The following is an 18,705-nucleotide window of genomic DNA, read 5'->3' on the forward strand; positions in this document are numbered from 1 at the left end:
GTCTTCCTGGCACGCTTCCCACCCGCGGGGTGACCGTTGGATCAGTTCTTCACCTCGCTGAGCAAGCGACAGACGATGATGCTCCTGACCGCCATCACCTTCGGTGGTCAGGAGGGCGTCGCCGCGCTGGAGCATCTGCCCGAGGAAGAGGCGGAGCTGCTTCAGCACCGCGCCCAGGAGATCCTCCAGATTCCGCGCGACAAGCGGATCCCGCTGATGGTCCAGGAGATCAAGCGGCTGGTGAAGGATCGGCGTGGGCAGCTGTGGAGCGCGGACCCGGAGCGTCTGGCTGGGTTGCTCAAGCGTGAGCGCGGCGCCCTCGTGGAGGTGATGCTGCGCGCGCTGCCGGCGCAACTGGCGGAAGCGGTGCGTGCCCACCTGCCCAACACGGGGAAGGTGAAGCTCACGCGCGAAGTCCGTCCTCAGGTGCTGGACATCGTGCGCTGGAAACTGGAGGAGCGGCTGTCGCGCGAGGCGTCCGCGCACGTGCCCTTCAAGTTCACCGACGTGCTGCTGCTACAGACGCGCGAGCTGCTCACCATGTGCGACCGGCTGGGTGCGCGCGTGCTGGGGCCGTCACTGGCGGGCATTCCGGACACCGCTCGCGAGCCGGCCTTCGCCGTGCTGCCGCCCCATCTGCGCCAGCTCGCCACGCGGGCCGTGACGGCCAATGCCCCGCGCAAGCTCGCCGAGGAGGACGCCCGGGAACAGCTCGATCAGTACGGGGGCTTGGACAGTCTGGCCGCTGCCATCCGGAGCGCCGGTGTGCACCGGCTGGCTCGCGCCAGCGTGGCCCAGTCCGCTGAGTTCGCCTCGCGCCTGGTGGAGAAGCACCGCAGCGAGTTCGGGCAGGTCCTCGCGAAGTGGGTGCGCGAGGAACGCTCCAAGCCGACGACCCGCGGCGACGGTGGCCGCACGGACATCGTCACGGACCTGGAGCGGCTCGCGGCCCGGGGTCTCATCGAGCGTCCAGTGCGGCTCAACTCGCCGCGGCCACCCGCCCTCGGGCCTCCTCCGTCCCTGAGCGGCAAGCCGGCGGTGGCTCCGCCCCCCGCGAGCCGGAACCCGCCGATGTCCCGCGAGATGCGCGCGGGCGCCAGCACGGAGCAGTCGGTCCGCCGCTCCGCGTCATCGCAGTCGGTGGTGGGCGTGCGGAGGGATCCCATCGCCGAGCGCGAGGCTCGCCGGGCCGGTGCCAGCTCCAACTACGGGGGACGCCAGCAGGAGGCTCCGCCCGAGGCGTCTCCGTCTCGGGTGAGCCGAGTGACCCCTCGGAGTGCCCGAGAGGGTGCCCGAGAAGGGGCGGATGTGAAGCCAGACCCTACCGGGGCGCGCATTGGGCCGCCGCCGTCGTCGCGGCCTGGCACGGGCGTGGGGAACCGGCCTCGCGCCAACGAGCCGCCCGTGCCGGAGGGGGAGGGCTCGCGCATCATCCGTTCCCCGGTGGCGCGCACCTATAGCCGGAGCGCCGTGCCTCCCCGGGGCGAGCCCGAGGCCGAGCCCGAACGGCCGCCCAGGGTGCTGAGGACCAGCACCTCCATCCCGGCAGTCCGGACGGAGGGCTCCCAGGTTCAGCGGCGCGCTCCGCGGCCGGACGGGCAGGGCACGAGTGGGCGTGGACCGCGGGGCGGAACGCGCTAGCATCCGGCGCACAAGGAGCTTTCCATGGCGATCGGCAAGGTGATCAAGGGCGATTCGGGGGCTGCCGAGCCTCTGCCCGGCGGGGACAGGCCGGTGCTGCGTCCGCCGCGTCCGGGCGTGATGAACGCCGAGGTCTTCGATGCCCGGCAGAGCGCCCAGGGCATCATCGAGGAGGCCAATCGCGAGAAGGAGCGCATCCTCGCGGAGGCCCAGCGCGAGCGCGAGGAGCTGCTGGCGAAGACGCGCGAGCAGGGCCGCCAGGAGGGCCTGGCCCAGACCACGGAGACCCTCCTGCGCGCGAAGATGCAGGCCGGGGAGATCCTCGCCCAGCACGAGCGCGACGTGGTGACGCTGGCGTGCAAGATCGCCGAGAAGATCATCGGCCGTGATGTGGAGCGCGACCCCTCGCTGCTGGCGGACATCTGTGCCAAGGCCATCGAGGAGCTGCGCAATGCTCGGGCGGTGGTGCTGAGGGTCAATCCCAAGTCGGCGGCGGTGCTGCGCGCCCGCAAGGCGGAGCTGATGGAGCTCATCGGCCGGGCGGTGGACGTGTCCATCAAGGAGGACGCGGACGTGGCCCCGGTGGGCTGCATCGTGCAGACGGAGTTCGGCAAGGTGGATGCGCAGCTGCCCACTCAGTTCGAGATGCTGCAGAACGTGCTCTTCCCGGACCAGGGCAAGAAGGAAGGTCCCGCGTAGGCCATGGCTCTCGATCTCCAGCGCTACATCTCCATCATCAAGGAAGCGCCGCTGTACCGGGTGCAGGGCCGCGTCACCGAGCTGACGGGTCTGGTCATCAAGGCGAGCGTGCCCGGCGTGCGCGTGGGCGAGCTGGTCCTCATCAAGGGCCACGGCGGCCGCAACTCGGTGAAGGCCGAGGTGGTGGGCTTCCAGGGTGATGAGGTCATGCTCATGCCCCTGGGCGAGCTGCTGGGCATCGGTCCGGACAGCGAGGTCGTCCCCACCGGCAGGCCCCTGTCCATCAAGTGCGGGGAGGGGCTGCTGGGCCGTGTGCTCAACGGCATCGGCGAGCCCATGGACGGCAAGCCGCTGCCCACCGAGGGGCTGTTCGACTGGTCTGTGGACCGCGACTGCCCGGACCCCTTCAAGCGCCAGCGCATTGAACGGCCGCTGCCCCTGGGCGTGCGCTGCATCGACGGTTTGCTCACCGTGGGCGAGGGCCAGCGCGTGGGCCTCTTCGCAGGCTCGGGCGTCGGTAAGTCCACGTTGATGGGCCAGATAGCGCGCAACACCCAGGCGGACCTGTGCGTGGTGGCGCTGATCGGTGAGCGTGGCCGCGAAGTTCGCGAGTTCATCGAGGACGCCATGGGCGAGGAGGGCATGAAGCGCTCCGTGCTGGTGTGCGCCACCTCGGACCAGCCCAGCCTGGTGCGTCTGCGCGCCGCCTACGTGGCCACCGCCATCGCCGAGTACTTCCGCGAGCGCGGCGGCAACGTCCTCTTCATGCTCGACACGGTGACGCGTCTGGCCCGAGCCCAGCGTGAAATCGGCCTCGCCATCGGTGAGCCTCCGGCACGCCAGGGCTACCCGCCGAGCGTGTTCTCCATGCTCCCGCGCATCCTCGAGCGCACGGGCAACTCGGAGAAGGGCAAGTGCACCGCCATCTACACCTGCCTCGTGGCCGGCGGTGACATGGAGGAGCCCATCGCCGACGAAGTCCGCGGTATTCTCGACGGTCACTTCATCCTCAACCGTGCCCTGGGCGAGCGCAATCAGTGGCCCGCCATGGACGTGCTCGCCAGCCTCTCCCGTGTGATGAGCGGCATCGTCTCCAAGGAGCACAAGAAGGCGGCGGGCAAGCTGCGCGAGACGCTCGCCACCTACGAGAAGCAGCGCGACCTCATCCTCCTGGGCGCCTACCAGTACGGCACGGACCCCCGGACGGACTACGCCATCGACAAGTACGACTCCATCATCGACTTCCTCAAGCAGGACACCCACTCCAACAGCGGGTTCGACGAGACGGTCGAGAAGCTCATCGCCCTCTTCGAGGAGTGACCAGGAGGACTGACGAGGCGGGCTGACGAGGAGGGCTGACCGGCCGGGGGCATTCCGGGGTAGGATGGGGCCATGCCCCCCTATCGGTTGCAGACCCTTCTCGAGATGCGCGAGCGCGCCAAAGAGGAGGCCGAGCAGGCCTTCTCCGACGCCGTCAAGGCGCTGGAAAAGCAGAAGGCCGAGCTCCAGCGCATGGAGAAGGAGCTCGAGACGCGCAAGGCCGAGCGTAAGCAGAAGGTCATGGCCTACATGCAGCAGCTCATGGCCAAGGGGACGACCGGTCCGAACAGCTTCACGATGATGAACCGCTACGAGGAGCGCCTCAAGGACGAGGAGGCTCAGCTCGCCCTGGAGATCGAACGCCAGAAGGAGGTCGTCAAGACGGCCGAGAAGCTGGTGGAGCAGCGCCGGCGCGAGATGGCGGAGGCGGCCAAGGAGCTCAAGGCCATCGAGAAGCACAAGGAGAACTGGCAGAAGCAGATCCGGGCCGAGCGCCAGGCCAAGGAGGAGCTGAACCAGGAGGAAATCGGGAACACCTTGTTCCTGATGCGTCAGCGCAAGTAACCTCCAGCTCCCCCAGGTGGTGTCGAGATGAGCCGAGTCGAAGACGATCGTCAGGCGCAGAGGGCCGCGGAGCGGCTGGTCCAGGAGAAGCGTCTCCAGGAGTCCAAGGCGAAGCAGCGCCAGGAGGGGGAGTCGTCCTTCTCCAAGCTGGTCCAGCAGCAGAAGGCCGCCCAGACGCAGCAGCCTCAGCAGCAGAGCCTGGGCAAGTCCGTGCTGGCGCGCATGCAGCAGGAGGGCAAGGCAGGGGACCTGCGTGGCCAGCTGCGTCAGACGGGCAATTCCGAGGGCCAGGTGGCCGGTGGCCGCCAGCCGGAGGGCGCCCAGACGGCCCAGAGCAAGCAGGACCAGGGCGTGACGCAGACGCGGGTCGAGTCGCGCGCGGCGGACGCGAAGAACACGAGCGAGGCCCTGGACGAGCGCGGCGATGCGCTCGACAAGGACAGCGAGAGCGCCGCGATGGGCGTGCAGGCCCGACGCGAGGGCAAGGGCTCTCTCAAGGCCGACGCGGACGGCGGGGGCAAGGGGGGTGGGGAAGGCAAGGACAAGAAGGACGGCGCCGAGGCGGCCGCGAGCTTCCGGTTCAATCCCGCGTTGATGGCTCCTGTGCCGGTGGCCAAGCCCAAGCCCACGTCGGGCTCGGAGCGGCTGCGCGCCATCGCCAATGAGATTGCCCAGAAGATCGTCGAGCGCGTGCGCGTGGGCACCAACGCCGCGGGCAACGCGGAGTTCCAGATCGACCTGCGCAACGACGTGCTCAAGGGCCTGTCCATCAAGCTCAGCGCGAAGAACGGGAAGATCCACGCCACCTTCAGCGGCAGCGACAAGGAAGTGCTGAAGATGCTCGAGGGGCAGCGTGAGACCCTCAAGAACGCGCTGGCCGGACGCGGTCTCACCCTAGAGGAGCTGCGTGTCGAGGCGAAGTCATGAGTCTCGACGCGGATGACGAGCCTGGTCCGCAGGAGCGCACCATGCTGGTCGACGCCCGGCTGCTCAAGCGTCCGACCAGTCAGGCCACCCCGGTCGCCCCGGTCGCCCCGGCGAGCCCAGGCAAGTCGTGGAAGCCCTATTCCTTCCCCAAGCTGGAGAAGGTGTCGCTCAACGAGTTTCGGCTCACCTCGCGCATCAAGTGGCTGACGCCGAAGCCCGAGACCGTCGAGGCGCTGTGTACCCGGCTCAAGGGCCTCTTCGACACGCAGGTGAGCTTCTCGCTGGAGGCGGCGCGGGCCATTGGTCCGAGCGAGCTGCGCCGGCACCTGGCGGATCCCACCTTCCTGTCCTTCCTGGTGCCCGGTCCGCATCGCGGACGCGCGGTGCTGGAGATCGAGCTGCCCCTGGCGCACGCGGTGGTGGACCTGCTGCTGGGCGGCGCGGGCGAGGCCGTCGGCGTGCGGCCCCTGACGGACATTGAGGAGGGCGTGGCGAGCTTCGTCATCCTCGAGGCGCTCAAGGCGCTGGTTCCGGGGATGGATCCGAGCATGCCCAAGCTGCGCCTGGAGGGCGTGGCGCGCGGGCTGGACGAGGCGATCACCCGGCTGAGCGAGGACGGGCCGGTGTTGGTGGTTCAGCTCCGGACTCGGCTCGGCTCGCAGGAGGGCATGGTTCGCTTCTTCGTGCCCTCGGGCGTGTTGGACGCGGTGGAGCCGGCGCAGGTGACCGAGCAGCGCCGGGCCATGCATCAGGCGGACATCCAGGCTCACCTGGGCCGGCTGTCCTCGGTCCGCACCTGGCTGCGCGCGGAGATTGCCCAGGCGGAGATCTCCAGCCGCGACCTGTCGAGCCTCCGGGTGAAGGACGTGGTGCTGGTGGACGCGTTCTCGGCCCGGCCGGACCGGGGCGAGGATGGCACCGCTCGGTTGCTCGTGGGGCTGGCCCGCAAGGGCTGCCTGGCCGCGGACGTCTCCCTGGTGAATGGCCAGTACCAGGCGCGTATCACCGGGTGGGTGGCTGGAGATCAGTCCTTCTCGCGGCGCGGGCCCTCCGAGTCGGACGAGGCCGCGGCGGAGGCTCTGGGAGAGTCGGGGGACGAGGAGTTCACCAACCCCGAGATGCGCAACCCTTTGGCGGAGAGTGGTGCCTTGGACGACAGAATGGATTCAGGCGACCTGCTGGGTGATATCCCGCTGCAGATCTCCGTGGAGCTGGCCCGGGTGCCGGTGACGGCGGATCAGGTGGTGGCCATGCGGGTGGGTCAGGTGGTGGAGCTGCGCCGGGCGCCGGGTGAGCCGGTGGACCTGTCGGTGAACGGCAAGGTGGTTGCCCGGGGCGAGCTGGTGGAGATTGAAGGGCAGCTGGGCGTCCGGATCCTCTCGCTCGCGGGCTAGGGCCCGCCTCCAGGCCGTGGGGAGCCGCCGTGGCGTTTGCAACGAGGAGAGCAGAGCGCGTGTCACGGTGGGGTGACCCAGGCAGGCGAGCGAAGGAGCAGGGCAGGGCAAGGGGCGCCCGTGGCGGTCTCCTGCCCGATGCACTAGCCTCGCGACCCATCATGGCCGTGTTTTCCGTCTTCCCCCCGCGTCCGACGTGGCTGGTCTGCGCTTGCCTCCTGGTGGCGCCGCTGGCCCGTGCCGAGGCTCCCGCCTCGAGCGCACCGCCGGCGCCCGCCGATGCACGCGCTTCCTCCACCGAGCCCCCGAAGTCTCCGGCCCCCGCGGCTCAGGCCGCCACTCCGGCCCAGGCCGCTGTGCAGCAGCCCTCTGCCTCCGATGAGCTCGGGGCGCCCGCGCTGCCGCCGGGCATGGATGAGGAGCCCGAGAGCCTCGGGTGGATGCTGACGCGCACGCTGCTGCTGTTCGGCGCGGTGGTGGCCTCCATCTACCTCACGCTCAACGTGGGCCTGCGCAAGCTGATGGGCTTGCAGGGCGTGCCCGCGGGGCGGCCCTCGGTGGTGTCGGTGCTGGAGCGGGTGCCGTTGGACCAGCGTCGCACCCTCTTCGTGCTGAAGGCCGCGGACGAGTACCTGCTGGTGGGTGGAGGCGAGAGCGGCCTCCAACTGCTGTCCAAGCTCGACACCGCGGCGGTGGAGCGCATCCGCTCCGAGCGGCCGCCGTCCAACGTGATCTCCCTCTCTCCCTTCCTCCAGAAACTCCTCGCCCGCCGCGATGCCACGCAGCCGGGTGCTACCCAACCGAGCGGCACCGAGCCGCCGGGCGCCTGAAGAGACGACTCGTGAGATTCACGCCCAACGTCCGCCTCCCCGCCCTCCGCCTCTCGCCCTGGCTGTTCGCCGTGGTGTTCGCGCTGGAGCCCTTCCTCGCCTTCGCCCAGCGCAACAAGCGCGGGGGTGGCACCGCCGATGTCTCCGCCGCCGTGAACGTCGACGCGGTGAGCCCCGACTCCTTCGCCTCGCGGCCGCTGGTGCTGATGCTGGCGCTGGCCGCGCTGTCGCTCGTCCCCTTCGTTTTGATGATGGTGACGAGCTTCGTGAAGATCTCCGTGGTGCTCTCCATCGTGCGCTCCGCACTGGGCACCCAGCAGATTCCGCCCACCCAGGTCATCACGGGCCTGGCCATCATCCTCACCGTCTACATCATGGCCCCGGTGGGCCAGTCCATGTACCGGGCCGCCGAGGTGGACATCCTCGCCAGAGGGCCCTCGCTGCTGTCCTCGGAGTCGGTGGGCACCCTGTTGGAGGCGGCCAACAAGTCCAAGGAGCCGCTGCGCGCCTTCCTCATCAAGAAGGTCACCGCCAAGGACCGGGCGCTCTTCTTCAATCTCGCCAGGAAGATGCGCACCGAGGAGGACAGGAAGGATCTCACGGACAAGGACTTCATGACCATCGTCCCGGCCTTCGTGGTCTCCGAGCTGAAGGAAGCCTTCCAGATCGGCTTCCTGCTCTTCGTGCCCTTCATCGTCATCGACATGGTGGTGGCCAACATCCTGCTGGCGCTGGGCATGCACATGCTCTCGCCCACCACCATCTCCATGCCCTTCAAGCTGCTCCTCTTCGTCCTCGTGGACGGCTGGTACCTCATCGCCAAGGGCCTGGTCGTCGGCTACCTGTGAGACGCACATGCACCAGCTGAACTCCATTCTCCAGCAGGCGCTCTACCTCGTGCTCGTCGTCTCGGCGCCTCCCGTGCTCATGAGCTTGCTCGTGGGTTTCATCATCGCCGTCTTCCAGGCCACCACGCAGATTCAGGAGCAGACGCTCTCGTTCGCTCCCAAGGTCATCATCGTGTTCGGCGTCCTGGCGCTCACCGGCCCGTGGATCGGCAACCAACTGGTGCGCTTCACCTTCCACGTGTTCGATCAGTTCCCGGCACTGATCAAATGAACGTCTCCGAAGTCATCGCCCGGATGACGGAGCAGGCGAACCTCTCGCTCGTCATCTTCACCATGGGCCTGCTGATGTGCCGGATCATGCCGGTGCTGGTGCTCTCCCCATTCCTGGGCGGCGAGGTCATCCCCCCGGAAATCAAGATGGGCGTGGGCGTCATGCTCTCCGGCGTGCTCTTCCCGGCCGTGAGCGCGCGCATGGGAGCCCTCCCCACCAGCGCGTTCCCCTACATCGGGCTGATGCTCAAGGAGATCTTCATCGGCGTGGCGCTGGCCTCCATCGTCAACGTCGTCTTCGAGGCGGCGCGCGTGGCCGGCAACCTCGTGGACACCATGTCCGGCAGCAACAACGCCCAGCTCTACGTGCCGCAGCTCGGCACGCAGGTGTCCATCTTCGCCAGCCTCAAGGTGCAGCTGGCGGTGGTGCTCTTCCTCACCCTCAACGGCCACCACCTGGTCATCGAGGCGCTCGCCGAGAGCTTCGCCATCGTCCCCCTGGACAGGTTCCCCCGCTTCAGCCAGGGGGAGTGGGCCTTCTTCGAGCTGTTCATCCGTTCCTTCGCGGACCTGCTGAAGATCTCCCTCGCGCTCGCCGCGCCGCCCATGCTGGCCGCCTTCCTGACGGACATGGCGCTGGGCGCCGTCAACCGCGTGGCTCCCCAGGTCCAGGTCTTCTTCATCTCCATGGCCATCAAGCCACTGGTGGGCGTGGTCATCGTCTTCATCTCGCTGGGCCTCATGATGGGGCGGATGCAGACGGAGTTCGCCGCCATGCTGGCCACGCTCCGCCACGCGATACGCCTGCTCGGCTGATCCAGGGTCTTCGCCATGTCCGACGAAAAGACAGAAGAACCCTCACAAAAGAAGCTCGACGACGCACGCAAGAAGGGCCAGGTCTGGAAGAGCAAGGACCTGACGGCCGTGTTCGGCTTCGTGGTGGGCCTGGGCGTGGTCAAGGCGACCTGGTCCAACGTGGAGCAGCGCGTCACCGAGCTCTTCCACTTCAGCTTCGATCACATCGCGCATCCAGAGGGCATTCAGGCGGCCACCGGCCAGCTCATGACCATGGGGCTCCAGGTGGTGCTCCTGCTCACCGTGCCGGTGGTGGCGGCCGTGGCAATCGTGGGCGGCCTGGTGGAGTTCCTCCAGGTGGGCTCGCTGTTCACGATGGATCCGGTGATGCCCAAGCTGGAGAAGCTCAACCCCATCGAGGGGTTGAAGAACCTCTTCACCAAGAAGCAGATCATCGAGATCATCAAGAACCTGACCAAGATCTCGATCGCGGCCTACGTCACCTACGGCGTGGTGCGCGACTCCATGCCCCTGGTGGTGGAGACGGTGCGCCGCGACACGCCCATCATCCTGGCCGTCATGGGCGAGCTGATGTACCGCGTCGCCGTGCGCGTGGGGATGGTCTTCTTCCTCTTCGGCATCTTCGACGTCTGGTGGCAGCGCAAGTCGTACATGAAGGAACAGATGATGTCGAAGGAGGACGTCAAGAAGGAGTACAAGGAGAGCGAGGGAGATCCGCACAACAAGGCCAAGCGCAAGGAGATGGCGCACGAGCTCCTGGAAGGCGCGCAGATGGAGGCGGTGAAGGACGCCGACGTCATCGTCACCAACCCGGACCACGTGGCCGTCGCGCTCAAGTACGACAAGGACGGCGACGTGGCGCCCAGGGTGCTGGCCAAGGGCCTGGACTTCAAGGCCGAGCGCATCAAGGCCCTGGCGCGTGACTCGGACGTCCCCACGCTGCGCAACGTGCCCCTGGCGCACGCCCTGCTGCGCGTGGAGGTCGGCGAGCAGATCCCCGAGGAGCTGTACGACGCCGTCGCCGAGGTGCTCAACTTCGTCTACGGCCTGAAGAATCCCACTCCGGCGGCTCGGGCCTGACGCGGTCCCGCCCCCGTCACTGACGCGAGGTTCCCATGAGCGACGATGCCGAGATGGCGATCGCGATCAAGTACGACAAGGAGAAGGACACCGCTCCGCGCGTGGTGGCCAAGGGGATGCGCCTCAAGGCGGACAAGATCCGCGAGATCGCCAAGCAGTACAACATCCCCGTCATGAAGAACGTGTCGCTGGCCAATGCGCTCTACCGCATCGACGTGGGCCAGGAGATCCCCGAGGAGCTGTACGACGCGGTCGCGGAGGTCCTCAACTTCATCTTCGAGCTCCAGCGGGAGCAGCAGGCGGGCGGCAAGCGTTGAGGCGAGTAGGGTAGACTCTGGCGTGTCCCCCCGGTAGTGAGGTTCAATCCAGACCATGGCCAAAATCAATAATCAGCCCCCGAGAGCACCCCTCTGGCCCTGGGGAGGGCCCCGCGCGGTTCGCGAGAAGCTGGTCGATCCCTCGCAGTTCGACCGCAAGAAGCGCAAGGCGGGCAACCCGAAGAGCCCGGCGCTCGCCTCGGCGGCGCTGCTGGACTTCATCGGCCCGGCGCACTCCTCGGAGGAGCTGCGGCTACCCACGCCGCCCAATCCGAAGGGGCACGACGCGGACCTCGAGGGCTTCTCGGACCGGCCCTACCTGGGCAGCGTGGCCGGGCGGGGCGAGAGCGATCAGCGGCAGCTGCTGGAGCGGAGCCTGGGACGCATCAACGCACCGCCGGAGCGGCTGGAGCGCCTCAAGGGTCTCTTGCAGCGCGAGGCGCAGATGCTGGCGCTGGTGGGCCAGGTCCACTCCGAGGTCCAGGAGATCCAGCGCCGCATGCGCGAGGAGCAGCAGGAGCAGGGGTTCTAGGACCATGGCCGCTTCCGACAGCAACAACCCTCCGCAGGACGAGGCGCGGCTCACCCAGATGATGCAGCGCTGGGCGGAGGGCAAGGCGACGCTGCGCGACGTGCGCGGCTACACGGACGATGAGCTCTACGCCATCGCCAAGACGGCCTACTTCTTCTTCTACCAGGGCCGCATCGCCGAGGCCCGCACGCTCTTTCAGGGGCTCTACGCCATCAACCCCGCGGATGCCTACTTCGCCAAGGCGCTCGGGGTGGTGGAGATGGCCGCGGGCAACCCGCAGGGGGCGCTGGCTGCCTACGACGTGGCCCTGAAGCTGGATGCTCGGGATGCCCAGGCCTACGTGGGCCGCGCCGAGGTCCGGCTCTCCCTGGGGCAGAAAGCGCAGGCCCTGGAGGATCTGCGCCGCATCTCGTCCCTGGTGGATGCCGAGGATCCGCTGGCCACCAAGGCCGCCGCGATGGTGACCGCGCTGACCCAGCGCTGAGGGGGCTTCTCACCCTCTCAGATAGGGGTTTCCGTGGTTGCTGGCTTGATCGGAGATTCCAACCATCCCTAACATGGGCACCGCCGTGTGTTGACCTTATCTCGCTCCCCCGCAGAAAGAGACGCGCTCATGTCCAAGAAGCCGAACGCCAACGAAGAGTATCCCCTTCCCACCGAGCCGCCCGAGCTGGTGGCGAAGCGGGAGAAGCTGCTGGCCGCGCTGGAGAAGCAGGCCAAGACTGCCACCGGGACCGCGCAGCCGGTGCTGCGCAAGATGCACGAGCTGCTGGCGAACACGAAGGTGGGCTCGCCGCTGAACGTGAACCTCTACAACGAGGTGAAGGACGCGTTCGTTCGCTTCACGAAGGATCCTGTCCTTCCTCCTCCGACCATCATCATGGAGGTGGTGGAGTTCCTGCAGGAGCGCCTGGTCGCGGTCGGCTTCACCGGTCAGATGGAGTGGCCGGAGGGTGCGCCGCCGATTCCCGCGGGTTTCGTGGGCGCCCTGCTCGAGGGCACTCCGGCGGCGGGTGCCCCTGCGGCGCCGGCGGCTCCGGCTCCGCGCGCCGCCGCGGGTGTGAAGGATGGCTTCGAGGGCTCGAGCCAGCGCAAGGGCATGACCCTCAACCCCGAGACCGCTCCGGCGCCGGCTGCGCCCGCTGACGCGAAGTCCGAGCAGCAGCAGCTCGAGTCCTTCAAGACGTGGATGAAGAACCCTGCCCTCGGCAAGGTGAAGGGCTAGGCCCAGGCCGGTTCCCATCGGCCCCGGGAAATGATCCGGAAAAGAAGCAGGAAACTCCGGAGGGCCCGGTCCGATAATCAGGTTGTCAGGTTGCTGCTTCGCACCTCACCCAGCTTTCCAACCCCACGAATTTCTTAGGAGAATTCACAATGTCCAGCCTCGGTTCTATTGCCAACGCCGGTATGAGCGCCATGGGCGGTCTGTCGAAGGCTCAGCAGGACATGCTGGCCAACGCCCCCGCCGAGATGAAGCCGTTCATGGAGGCGCAGATGAAGATGCAGAAGGAGCAGGAACTTACCCAGCTCATCACGCAGATGATGAAGCAGATGCACGAGATGGCGATGTCCGTCATCCGCAACATCGGCGGCTGATAGAGCGCCTGGTAGTTGGGTAGTCCGAGCCGGTCTCGTGAGGTCCTCGATAAGAGGCCACGCGGGGCCGGTTTCGCTTTTGGGCCCCCGTCTGTCCGCACTTCGCCGGTGGTGGAGCCCTGGGACTGTGGAGCTGGGGCTGGCCCAGAGGCCCCGGAAAATAAATCGGAAAAGGGGCAGGAAACTCCAGAGGGCCCGGTCCGATAATCAGGATGTCAGGTCGCTGCTTCGCGCCGCACCAGCTTCCAACCCTACGATTTCCCAGGAGAATTCAAATGTCCCTCAGCTCTATCGCCAATGCCGGAATGAGCGCCATGGGTGGTCTGTCGAAGGCGCAGCAGGACATGCTGGCCAACGCCCCCGCCGAGATGAAGCCGTTCATGGAGGCGCAGATGAAGATGCAGAAGGAGCAGGAGCTCACCCAGCTCATCACGCAGATGATGAAGCAGATGCACGAGATGGCGATGTCGGTCATCCGCAACATCGGCGGCTGATAGAGCGTCCAGCAGTCGGGTAGTCCGAGCCGGTCTCGTGAGGTCCTCGATAAGAGGCCACGCGGGGCCGGTTTCGCTTTTGGGCCCCCGTCCGTACTTCGCCGGTGGTGGAGCCCTGGGACTGTGGAGCTGGGGCCGGCCCAGAGACCCCGGGAAATGATCCGGAAAAGAAGCAGGAAACTCCGGAGGGCCCGGTCCGATAATCAGGATGTCAGGTCGCTGCTTCGCGCAGCACCAGCTTCCAACCCTACAATTTCCTGGAGAATTCAAATGTCCCTCAGCTCTATCGCCAATGCCGGAATGAGCGCCATGGGTGGTCTGTCGAAGGCGCAGCAGGACATGCTGGCCAACGCCCCCGCCGAGATGAAGCCGTTCATGGAGGCGCAGATGAAGATGCAGAAGGAGCAGGAGCTCACCCAGCTCATCACGCAGATGATGAAGCAGATGCACGAGATGGCGATGTCGGTCATCCGCAACATCGGCGGCTGATAGAGCGCCCGGCAGTTGGGTAGTCCGAACCGGTCTCGTGAGGTCCTCGATAAGAGGCCACGCGGGGCCGGTTTCGCTTTTGGGCCCCGTCCCTCCCACTGCGCCGGTGGTGGAGCCCTGGGACTGAGCTGGGGCCGGCCCAGAGGCTCCGGAAAATAAATCGGAAAAGGGGCAGGAAACTCCGGAGGGCCCGGTCCGATAATCAGGATGTCAGGTCGCTGCTTCGCGCCGCACCAGCTTCCAACCCTACGATTTCTCAGGAGAATTCAAATGTCCCTCAGCTCTATCGCCAATGCCGGAATGAGCGCCATGGGTGGTCTGTCGAAGGCGCAGCAGGACATGCTGGCCAACGCCCCCGCCGAGATGAAGCCGTTCATGGAGGCGCAGATGAAGATGCAGAAGGAGCAGGAGCTCACCCAGCTCATCACGCAGATGATGAAGCAGATGCACGAGATGGCGATGTCGGTCATCCGCAACATCGGCGGCTGATAGAGCGCCCGGCAGTTGGGTAGTCCGAGCCGGTCTCGTGAGGTCCTCGATAGGAGGGCCACTCGGGGCCGGTTTCGCTTTTGGGCCCCCGTCCGCACTTCGCCGGTGGCGGGGCCGTGGAGCTGGGGCCGCATGGAGACCCTGGGAAATGATCCGGAAAAGAAGCAGGAAACTCCGGAGGACCCTGCCCGATAATCAGGATGTCAGGTCGCTGCTTCGCGCAGCACCAGCTTCCAACCCTACGATTTCTCAGGAGAATTCAAATGTCCCTCAGCTCTATCGCCAATGCCGGAATGAGCGCCATGGGTGGTCTGTCGAAGGCGCAGCAGGACATGCTGGCCAACGCCCCCGCCGAGATGAAGCCGTTCATGGAGGCGCAGATGAAGATGCAGAAGGAGCAGGAGCTGACCCAGCTCATCACGCAGATGATGAAGCAGATGCACGAGATGGCGATGTCGGTCATCCGCAACATCGGCGGCTGATAGAGCGTCCAGCAGTTGGGTAGTCCGAACCGGTCTCGTGAGGTCCTCGATAAGAGGCCACGCGGGGCCGGTTTCGCTTTTGGGCCCCGTCCCTCCCACTGCGCCGGTGGTGGAGCCCTGGGACTGAGCTGGGGCCGGCCCAGAGGCTCCGGAAAATAAATCGGAAAAGGGGCAGGAAACTCCGGAGGGCCCGGTCCGATAATCAGGATGTCAGGTCGCTGCTTCGCGCCGCACCAGCTTCCAACCCTACGATTTCCCAGGAGAATTCAAATGTCCCTCAGCTCTATCGCCAATGCCGGAATGAGCGCCATGGGTGGTCTGTCGAAGGCGCAGCAGGACATGCTGGCCAACGCCCCCGCCGAGATGAAGCCGTTCATGGAGGCGCAGATGAAGATGCAGAAGGAGCAGGAGCTCACCCAGCTCATCACGCAGATGATGAAGCAGATGCACGAGATGGCGATGTCGGTCATCCGCAACATCGGCGGCTGATAGAGCGTCCAGCAGTTGGGTAGTCCGAACCGGTCTCGTGAGGTCCTCGATAGGAGGGCCACGCGGGGCCGGTTTCGCTTTTTGGGCCCTCCCTCCGCACTTCCCCGCGGTGGACGCTGTGCGGCGCTCGCCGCGGCGGCCGAGCGCGGAAAAGTTCCCGGAAAATACGCGGGAAAATCCAAGAAGGAGCAGGGGAGGAGCACGCTGTTCCGCCCCTTCGGAGGATGAAGCAGCTGCTCGAGTTGCCGATGCGCATCGTCCGCGGCATCGGCGGTTGGAGGAGCGCCAGGCTGTCAGGCAGTCCGAACCGCTCTCGCAGGATCTCCCTGAGAGGAGGCCACGCGGGAGCGGTGGACTTGACGGTCTCCGAGCCCTGGTTTCCACTCCCGGCCCAGGAACGTCATCGGGCATCAGGACGGAAAGTGAACTTCGAAAGGATCACACGAAACCTTCGGAGTCGTGGCCCGATAATGGAAATAACTGAAGCACAGCAGGCGGCGCTTCGGCGCCACTCCCTCAAGTTGCCCTTACCCGGTGCGAAGCCTCTTCCGCGCGCCTGAGAAAGAAAGGACGAACATCATGTCGACGAAGATCGGTGGTTCTCCGAGCACCACGACCACGGCCCGGACCACGACGGCTGAACTGCAGACCCTGGGCGCCACCAAGGACGCCGGCCAGGTTCAGACGACCGCGGCCACCGCGCAGACGACCGCTCCGACGAACACGACGGTGGAGAACGACGTGTTCCGCAAGGACCGGTCCATCATGGACATCTTCTACTCGGTCGTCGGCCGCGGTGCTGCCACGCCGTCCACGCCCTCTCCCGGTGACTCCTCTCACCCGAGCGGCAGCCTGAAGACGGACAAGAACGGCGTCATCACCACGCCGGGCGGCTACAAGATCGAGGCCACCAGCCAGTTCGAGTGGAAGATCACCGGTCCGGACGGCAAGAACACCCGCGTCTGGGGCGACCCGCACGTGGACGAGGGTGACGGTGGCAAGTGGGACTTCAAGCGCGACAGCACCTTCGTGCTCGGCGATGGCACCCGCATCAACTGCACCACCGCCCCCTACGGCAACGGCATGACGGTCTCCGCCAAGCTGGAGATCATCTCCGGTAACGACCGCGTGCAGGTCACCGACATCGACAAGGGCAAGGGCAAGACCGGCCCCGTCACCCAGGACGGCTACGCCAACGTCAACAGCTTCGGCGGCAAGGACGTGTTCGTCATGGGCAAGGAGACCGACGACTGGTCCTTCACGGGCAAGGAGATCGTCGGCAGCAACAACGGCGGCGAGTCCTTCAAGCTCGGCAACGACCTGGCTCCGGGCGCCCCGACGCCCAACAAGCCCGCGAACACCACCAAGCCGGGCGACTTCCTCGGCAAGCTCGGCGACCTCTTCAAGCAGATGTCCAAGCTGTTCGACACCCTGCGCCAGTTCACCGAGAAGCTCGAGAAGAACAACCCCTTCGAGCGCCCCGTCAACAACGGCCCGCGCGGTGGCTGCTGGGTGGATCGCCGCCAGGCCAACCTGAAGAGCAGCTTCCAGGACATCGGCCGCATGCTCGACCTGCACTCGTCCCTGCGTGACCTGAGCCGCAGCGTCACCCAGAACCGCTTCCTGACGTTCTGATCTCTGGTCTAGACTCACCGGGCGGGAGGGTCCTGCTGGGCCCTCCCGTCTTTTTTTCCCAACAGGTGTTCCCGTGAGCAATACCCCGCAGAAGCCCGCTTCCAACACGCGCGTCATCTCGGAAGAGCTCGGTGAACGGCTCGTCGTCGGAGAGATCACCCCGGCGGAGTTCCTGGGTCTGTCCCAAGAGATGCTCTATGAGATCGCCAAGCGCGGTCACGAGATGCTGAAGACCGGGAAGCTCCAAGACGCCCTGGACATCTTCAAGGGGCTGGTGGCCGCCTCTCCCTACGACAGCGTCTTCCACTGCAACCTGGCATCGACCTACGCCCACCTGGAGAAGTTCGACGAGGCCAAGGACGAGTACACCCGGGCGCTCGAGCTCAACATCGGCAATGTGGACGCCCTGGTCGGTCGCAGCGAGCTGTTCCTGCGCGAGGGCAACGTGCCCAAGGCGCTCGAGGACATCCAGGCCGCGCTGAAGTACGACCCCGAGGCCAAGCGCGAGAACACCAAGCGCGCTCGCGCCACCCTGACCATCCTGAAGGAGGCGGCTCCCAAGAAGTAGCCGCCGTCACGCGGGAGGGGCTACCGGCGCTGGTACACCGCTGCGAGCGCCGAGCCCCAGTCCGTCTTCATCACCTTCATCTTCTGGAAGACGAGCTCCGGCGAGGCCAGCGTCTGCCCGGCCATGACGACCCTCGCCCCGGGCTTGAGCTCCTCCAGCTTGTGGGTGAGCTTGCCCATCAGCTCGGGTCCGTAGCAGGTGCCATGCGCGAACAACACGTCGGCCTCGGAGAGATCCTGAATCAGGAAGTCTCCATCGATGAAGTCGATGCGCTGGCGCTGGTGCTCCGGCGGCAGGCGGGGACGGATCTCCGCGTCGTAGCGGCCCAGCACCTGGCGCGCCGCATCTCCCAGTCCCGGGAGCAGCTCGATACCCACCACCCGGCTGAATGGGAAGGTGAGGGCGGCGAGGATCGTCGCCTTGCCCGTCCCGGAGCCGAGATCGAAGAACACCTCGCCCTCCTTGGGGGAGGCCGCGAGCATCACGTCGTGGAAGGCCGCGGGAATCACCTCTCCGTAGGTGGTGGCCGCTTCCTGCCGTCCCATCCGCTCCTTTTCACTCCGGGCGATGTCGTAGCCGGAGAAGCCTGAGTAGAGCTGCTCGAAGATTTCCTGGGCGTGCGCGAGTTCCATTCGCCCATCTTACGGAAGGCACGTCCGGGGAGGACCCTCCTGTGCGGCCTGTCCTGATTTTCCGGTAGGGAGCTTCCGTCGGTTCGGAGGCTCGTAGTAGCATCGAGGTTGACTTCTTCCGTCCGGTCCCCACCCAACCCACCATGGCGAACTCTGACCCTGATGTCTCCCCGCCTGACCTGCTCCAGCAGGCGATGCAGGGATTCCAGATGTACGAGCAGGGGCGTTACGACGAGGCTCGAGTCATCTTCCAGGAGCTGTCGGCGTTGGACCCGGCAGAGGGCTACTACCGCACGGCGTTGGGGGCCACCCTCCTGGCGGTGGATGAGCTCGACGAGTCGCTGGTGCACTTCAACGAGGCCATCCGCCTCAATGACGCGGACACGGCGGCGCTGATCAACCGGGGTGAGGTCCACCTGCGCCTGGGCAACATCATGGACGCGGTGCACGACTTCGCCCGGGTGGTGGAGCTGGACCCGGAGAACAGGGACCCCCTCACCGAGCGGGCCCGGGTCCTGGCCGCCGCCGCGCTCCAGAGCGCCGAGGATGCCCAGCGGGATGCCGCCGTCGCAGGGGGCCGCAAGGAGTAACCG

25 protein-coding genes are annotated in these 18,705 nt (G+C 66.5%); 24 read left to right on the forward strand and 1 reads right to left on the reverse strand.

The window, feature by feature from the left end; genetic code table 11:
• Positions 1 to 36: 36 nt before the first annotated feature.
• The 23 genes from OV287_RS17270 (at position 37) to OV287_RS17380 (ending at position 17,480) form a co-directional block, all read left to right on the forward strand.
• On the forward strand, positions 37 to 1,641 hold the full coding sequence (locus OV287_RS17270) for a hypothetical protein (RefSeq protein ID WP_267535134.1): 1,605 nt from the start codon (positions 37 to 39) through the stop codon (positions 1,639 to 1,641).
• A 24-nt stretch (positions 1,642 to 1,665) separates the two neighbouring features.
• On the forward strand, positions 1,666 to 2,340 hold the full coding sequence (locus tag OV287_RS17275) for a FliH/SctL family protein (RefSeq protein WP_267535135.1): 675 nt from the start codon (positions 1,666 to 1,668) through the stop codon (positions 2,338 to 2,340).
• 3 nt (positions 2,341 to 2,343) lie between these two features.
• A complete protein-coding gene (gene sctN / locus OV287_RS17280; protein WP_267535136.1) occupies positions 2,344 to 3,660 on the forward strand; it encodes a type III secretion system ATPase SctN in 1,317 nt (438 codons plus the stop codon).
• A 72-nt stretch (positions 3,661 to 3,732) separates the two neighbouring features.
• Positions 3,733 to 4,224, forward strand: a complete 492-nt coding sequence (locus tag OV287_RS17285; protein ID WP_267535137.1) for a flagellar assembly protein FliH — start codon at positions 3,733 to 3,735, stop codon at positions 4,222 to 4,224.
• A gap of 27 nt (positions 4,225 to 4,251) precedes the next feature.
• The gene (locus tag OV287_RS17290; protein ID WP_267535138.1) at positions 4,252 to 5,151 is read left to right on the forward strand and encodes a flagellar hook-length control protein FliK; all 900 of its coding nucleotides are present in this window, start codon (positions 4,252 to 4,254) and stop codon (positions 5,149 to 5,151) included.
• Positions 5,148 to 6,545, forward strand: coding sequence for a type III secretion system cytoplasmic ring protein SctQ (gene sctQ / locus OV287_RS17295; protein ID WP_267535139.1), 1,398 nt, complete (start codon positions 5,148 to 5,150; stop codon positions 6,543 to 6,545). Before OV287_RS17290 ends, sctQ begins: the two co-directional genes overlap by 4 nt.
• Before the next feature lie 161 nt (positions 6,546 to 6,706).
• Positions 6,707 to 7,375 (forward strand): FliO/MopB family protein, encoded by a 669-nt coding sequence (locus OV287_RS17300; RefSeq protein WP_267535140.1) that lies wholly within the window; start codon positions 6,707 to 6,709, stop codon positions 7,373 to 7,375.
• An 11-nt stretch (positions 7,376 to 7,386) separates the two neighbouring features.
• Positions 7,387 to 8,223 carry a type III secretion system export apparatus subunit SctR gene (sctR, locus tag OV287_RS17305; RefSeq protein WP_308809599.1) on the forward strand — a complete coding sequence of 279 codons (837 nt, stop codon included), beginning with the start codon at positions 7,387 to 7,389 and terminating at the stop codon, positions 8,221 to 8,223.
• Between the two features lie 7 nt (positions 8,224 to 8,230).
• The gene (gene fliQ / locus OV287_RS17310; RefSeq protein ID WP_047859259.1) at positions 8,231 to 8,494 is read left to right on the forward strand and encodes a flagellar biosynthesis protein FliQ; all 264 of its coding nucleotides are present in this window, start codon (positions 8,231 to 8,233) and stop codon (positions 8,492 to 8,494) included.
• Positions 8,491 to 9,309: a flagellar biosynthetic protein FliR gene (locus OV287_RS17315; RefSeq protein WP_267535141.1), complete on the forward strand. Its 819-nt coding sequence runs from the start codon at positions 8,491 to 8,493 to the stop codon at positions 9,307 to 9,309. The genes fliQ and OV287_RS17315 overlap by 4 nt, the downstream gene beginning before the upstream one ends.
• A gap of 15 nt (positions 9,310 to 9,324) precedes the next feature.
• The gene (gene sctU, locus OV287_RS17320) at positions 9,325 to 10,389 is read left to right on the forward strand and encodes a type III secretion system export apparatus subunit SctU (protein ID WP_267535142.1); all 1,065 of its coding nucleotides are present in this window, start codon (positions 9,325 to 9,327) and stop codon (positions 10,387 to 10,389) included.
• A 35-nt stretch (positions 10,390 to 10,424) separates the two neighbouring features.
• Positions 10,425 to 10,706, forward strand: coding sequence for an EscU/YscU/HrcU family type III secretion system export apparatus switch protein (locus OV287_RS17325; RefSeq protein WP_267535143.1), 282 nt, complete (start codon positions 10,425 to 10,427; stop codon positions 10,704 to 10,706).
• A 55-nt stretch (positions 10,707 to 10,761) separates the two neighbouring features.
• Positions 10,762 to 11,238 (forward strand): hypothetical protein, encoded by a 477-nt coding sequence (locus tag OV287_RS17330; RefSeq protein WP_267535144.1) that lies wholly within the window; start codon positions 10,762 to 10,764, stop codon positions 11,236 to 11,238.
• Between the two features lie 4 nt (positions 11,239 to 11,242).
• On the forward strand, positions 11,243 to 11,722 hold the full coding sequence (locus tag OV287_RS17335; protein WP_267535145.1) for a SycD/LcrH family type III secretion system chaperone: 480 nt from the start codon (positions 11,243 to 11,245) through the stop codon (positions 11,720 to 11,722).
• A gap of 129 nt (positions 11,723 to 11,851) precedes the next feature.
• Complete coding sequence (locus tag OV287_RS17340; protein ID WP_267535146.1) at positions 11,852 to 12,463, forward strand: hypothetical protein; 612 nt, start codon at positions 11,852 to 11,854, stop codon at positions 12,461 to 12,463.
• A gap of 149 nt (positions 12,464 to 12,612) precedes the next feature.
• Entirely contained in the window at positions 12,613 to 12,834 is a 222-nt protein-coding gene (locus tag OV287_RS17345) for a hypothetical protein (protein ID WP_267535147.1), read from the forward strand.
• A 275-nt stretch (positions 12,835 to 13,109) separates the two neighbouring features.
• Positions 13,110 to 13,328, forward strand: coding sequence for a hypothetical protein (locus tag OV287_RS17350; protein ID WP_267535148.1), 219 nt, complete (start codon positions 13,110 to 13,112; stop codon positions 13,326 to 13,328).
• Positions 13,329 to 13,598: 270 nt separating this feature from the next.
• Positions 13,599 to 13,817: a hypothetical protein gene (locus OV287_RS17355; protein ID WP_267535148.1), complete on the forward strand. Its 219-nt coding sequence runs from the start codon at positions 13,599 to 13,601 to the stop codon at positions 13,815 to 13,817.
• Between the two features lie 270 nt (positions 13,818 to 14,087).
• Positions 14,088 to 14,306: a hypothetical protein gene (locus OV287_RS17360; RefSeq protein ID WP_267535148.1), complete on the forward strand. Its 219-nt coding sequence runs from the start codon at positions 14,088 to 14,090 to the stop codon at positions 14,304 to 14,306.
• 263 nt (positions 14,307 to 14,569) lie between these two features.
• The gene (locus OV287_RS17365) at positions 14,570 to 14,788 is read left to right on the forward strand and encodes a hypothetical protein (RefSeq protein WP_267535148.1); all 219 of its coding nucleotides are present in this window, start codon (positions 14,570 to 14,572) and stop codon (positions 14,786 to 14,788) included.
• 270 nt (positions 14,789 to 15,058) lie between these two features.
• Positions 15,059 to 15,277, forward strand: coding sequence for a hypothetical protein (locus tag OV287_RS17370; protein ID WP_267535148.1), 219 nt, complete (start codon positions 15,059 to 15,061; stop codon positions 15,275 to 15,277).
• Positions 15,278 to 15,856: 579 nt separating this feature from the next.
• Positions 15,857 to 16,912 (forward strand): DUF1521 domain-containing protein, encoded by a 1,056-nt coding sequence (locus tag OV287_RS17375; RefSeq protein WP_267535149.1) that lies wholly within the window; start codon positions 15,857 to 15,859, stop codon positions 16,910 to 16,912.
• 73 nt (positions 16,913 to 16,985) lie between these two features.
• Positions 16,986 to 17,480, forward strand: a complete 495-nt coding sequence (locus OV287_RS17380; RefSeq protein ID WP_267535150.1) for a tetratricopeptide repeat protein — start codon at positions 16,986 to 16,988, stop codon at positions 17,478 to 17,480.
• Between the two features lie 20 nt (positions 17,481 to 17,500).
• Here the strand turns inward: OV287_RS17380 and OV287_RS17385 are convergent, their stop codons facing one another.
• Entirely contained in the window at positions 17,501 to 18,112 is a 612-nt protein-coding gene (locus tag OV287_RS17385) for a class I SAM-dependent methyltransferase (protein ID WP_267535151.1), read from the reverse strand.
• 143 nt (positions 18,113 to 18,255) lie between these two features.
• On the opposite strand from OV287_RS17385, the gene OV287_RS17390 reads away from it, so the two are divergent.
• A complete protein-coding gene (locus OV287_RS17390; RefSeq protein WP_267535152.1) occupies positions 18,256 to 18,702 on the forward strand; it encodes a tetratricopeptide repeat protein in 447 nt (148 codons plus the stop codon).
• The last annotated feature ends 3 nt before the right edge of the window (positions 18,703 to 18,705 follow it).

The sequence above is a fragment of the Archangium lansingense genome, assembly GCF_026626635.1.
In the GTDB taxonomy this organism is placed as follows: Bacteria; Myxococcota; Myxococcia; order Myxococcales; family Myxococcaceae; genus Archangium; species Archangium lansingense.

Bases quoted from the DNA above. Each gene is read 5' to 3' on its own strand.
- OV287_RS17275 (WP_267535135.1), top strand. From the start codon at position 1,666: ATGGCGATCGGCAAGGTGATCAAGGGCGATTCGGGGGCTGCCGAGCCT.
- sctN (WP_267535136.1), top strand. From the start codon at position 2,344: ATGGCTCTCGATCTCCAGCGCTACATCTCCATCATCAAGGAAGCGCCG.
- OV287_RS17285 (WP_267535137.1), top strand. From the start codon at position 3,733: ATGCCCCCCTATCGGTTGCAGACCCTTCTCGAGATGCGCGAGCGCGCC.
- OV287_RS17290 (WP_267535138.1), top strand. From the start codon at position 4,252: ATGAGCCGAGTCGAAGACGATCGTCAGGCGCAGAGGGCCGCGGAGCGG.
- sctQ (WP_267535139.1), top strand. From the start codon at position 5,148: ATGAGTCTCGACGCGGATGACGAGCCTGGTCCGCAGGAGCGCACCATG.
- OV287_RS17300 (WP_267535140.1), top strand. From the start codon at position 6,707: ATGGCCGTGTTTTCCGTCTTCCCCCCGCGTCCGACGTGGCTGGTCTGC.
- fliQ (WP_047859259.1), top strand. From the start codon at position 8,231: ATGCACCAGCTGAACTCCATTCTCCAGCAGGCGCTCTACCTCGTGCTC.
- OV287_RS17315 (WP_267535141.1), top strand. From the start codon at position 8,491: ATGAACGTCTCCGAAGTCATCGCCCGGATGACGGAGCAGGCGAACCTC.
- sctU (WP_267535142.1), top strand. From the start codon at position 9,325: ATGTCCGACGAAAAGACAGAAGAACCCTCACAAAAGAAGCTCGACGAC.
- OV287_RS17325 (WP_267535143.1), top strand. From the start codon at position 10,425: ATGAGCGACGATGCCGAGATGGCGATCGCGATCAAGTACGACAAGGAG.
- OV287_RS17330 (WP_267535144.1), top strand. From the start codon at position 10,762: ATGGCCAAAATCAATAATCAGCCCCCGAGAGCACCCCTCTGGCCCTGG.
- OV287_RS17335 (WP_267535145.1), top strand. From the start codon at position 11,243: ATGGCCGCTTCCGACAGCAACAACCCTCCGCAGGACGAGGCGCGGCTC.
- OV287_RS17340 (WP_267535146.1), top strand. From the start codon at position 11,852: ATGTCCAAGAAGCCGAACGCCAACGAAGAGTATCCCCTTCCCACCGAG.
- OV287_RS17345 (WP_267535147.1), top strand. From the start codon at position 12,613: ATGTCCAGCCTCGGTTCTATTGCCAACGCCGGTATGAGCGCCATGGGC.
- OV287_RS17350 (WP_267535148.1), top strand. From the start codon at position 13,110: ATGTCCCTCAGCTCTATCGCCAATGCCGGAATGAGCGCCATGGGTGGT.
- OV287_RS17355 (WP_267535148.1), top strand. From the start codon at position 13,599: ATGTCCCTCAGCTCTATCGCCAATGCCGGAATGAGCGCCATGGGTGGT.
- OV287_RS17360 (WP_267535148.1), top strand. From the start codon at position 14,088: ATGTCCCTCAGCTCTATCGCCAATGCCGGAATGAGCGCCATGGGTGGT.
- OV287_RS17365 (WP_267535148.1), top strand. From the start codon at position 14,570: ATGTCCCTCAGCTCTATCGCCAATGCCGGAATGAGCGCCATGGGTGGT.
- OV287_RS17370 (WP_267535148.1), top strand. From the start codon at position 15,059: ATGTCCCTCAGCTCTATCGCCAATGCCGGAATGAGCGCCATGGGTGGT.
- OV287_RS17375 (WP_267535149.1), top strand. From the start codon at position 15,857: ATGTCGACGAAGATCGGTGGTTCTCCGAGCACCACGACCACGGCCCGG.
- OV287_RS17385 (WP_267535151.1), bottom strand. From the start codon at position 18,112: ATGGAACTCGCGCACGCCCAGGAAATCTTCGAGCAGCTCTACTCAGGC.
- OV287_RS17390 (WP_267535152.1), top strand. From the start codon at position 18,256: ATGGCGAACTCTGACCCTGATGTCTCCCCGCCTGACCTGCTCCAGCAG.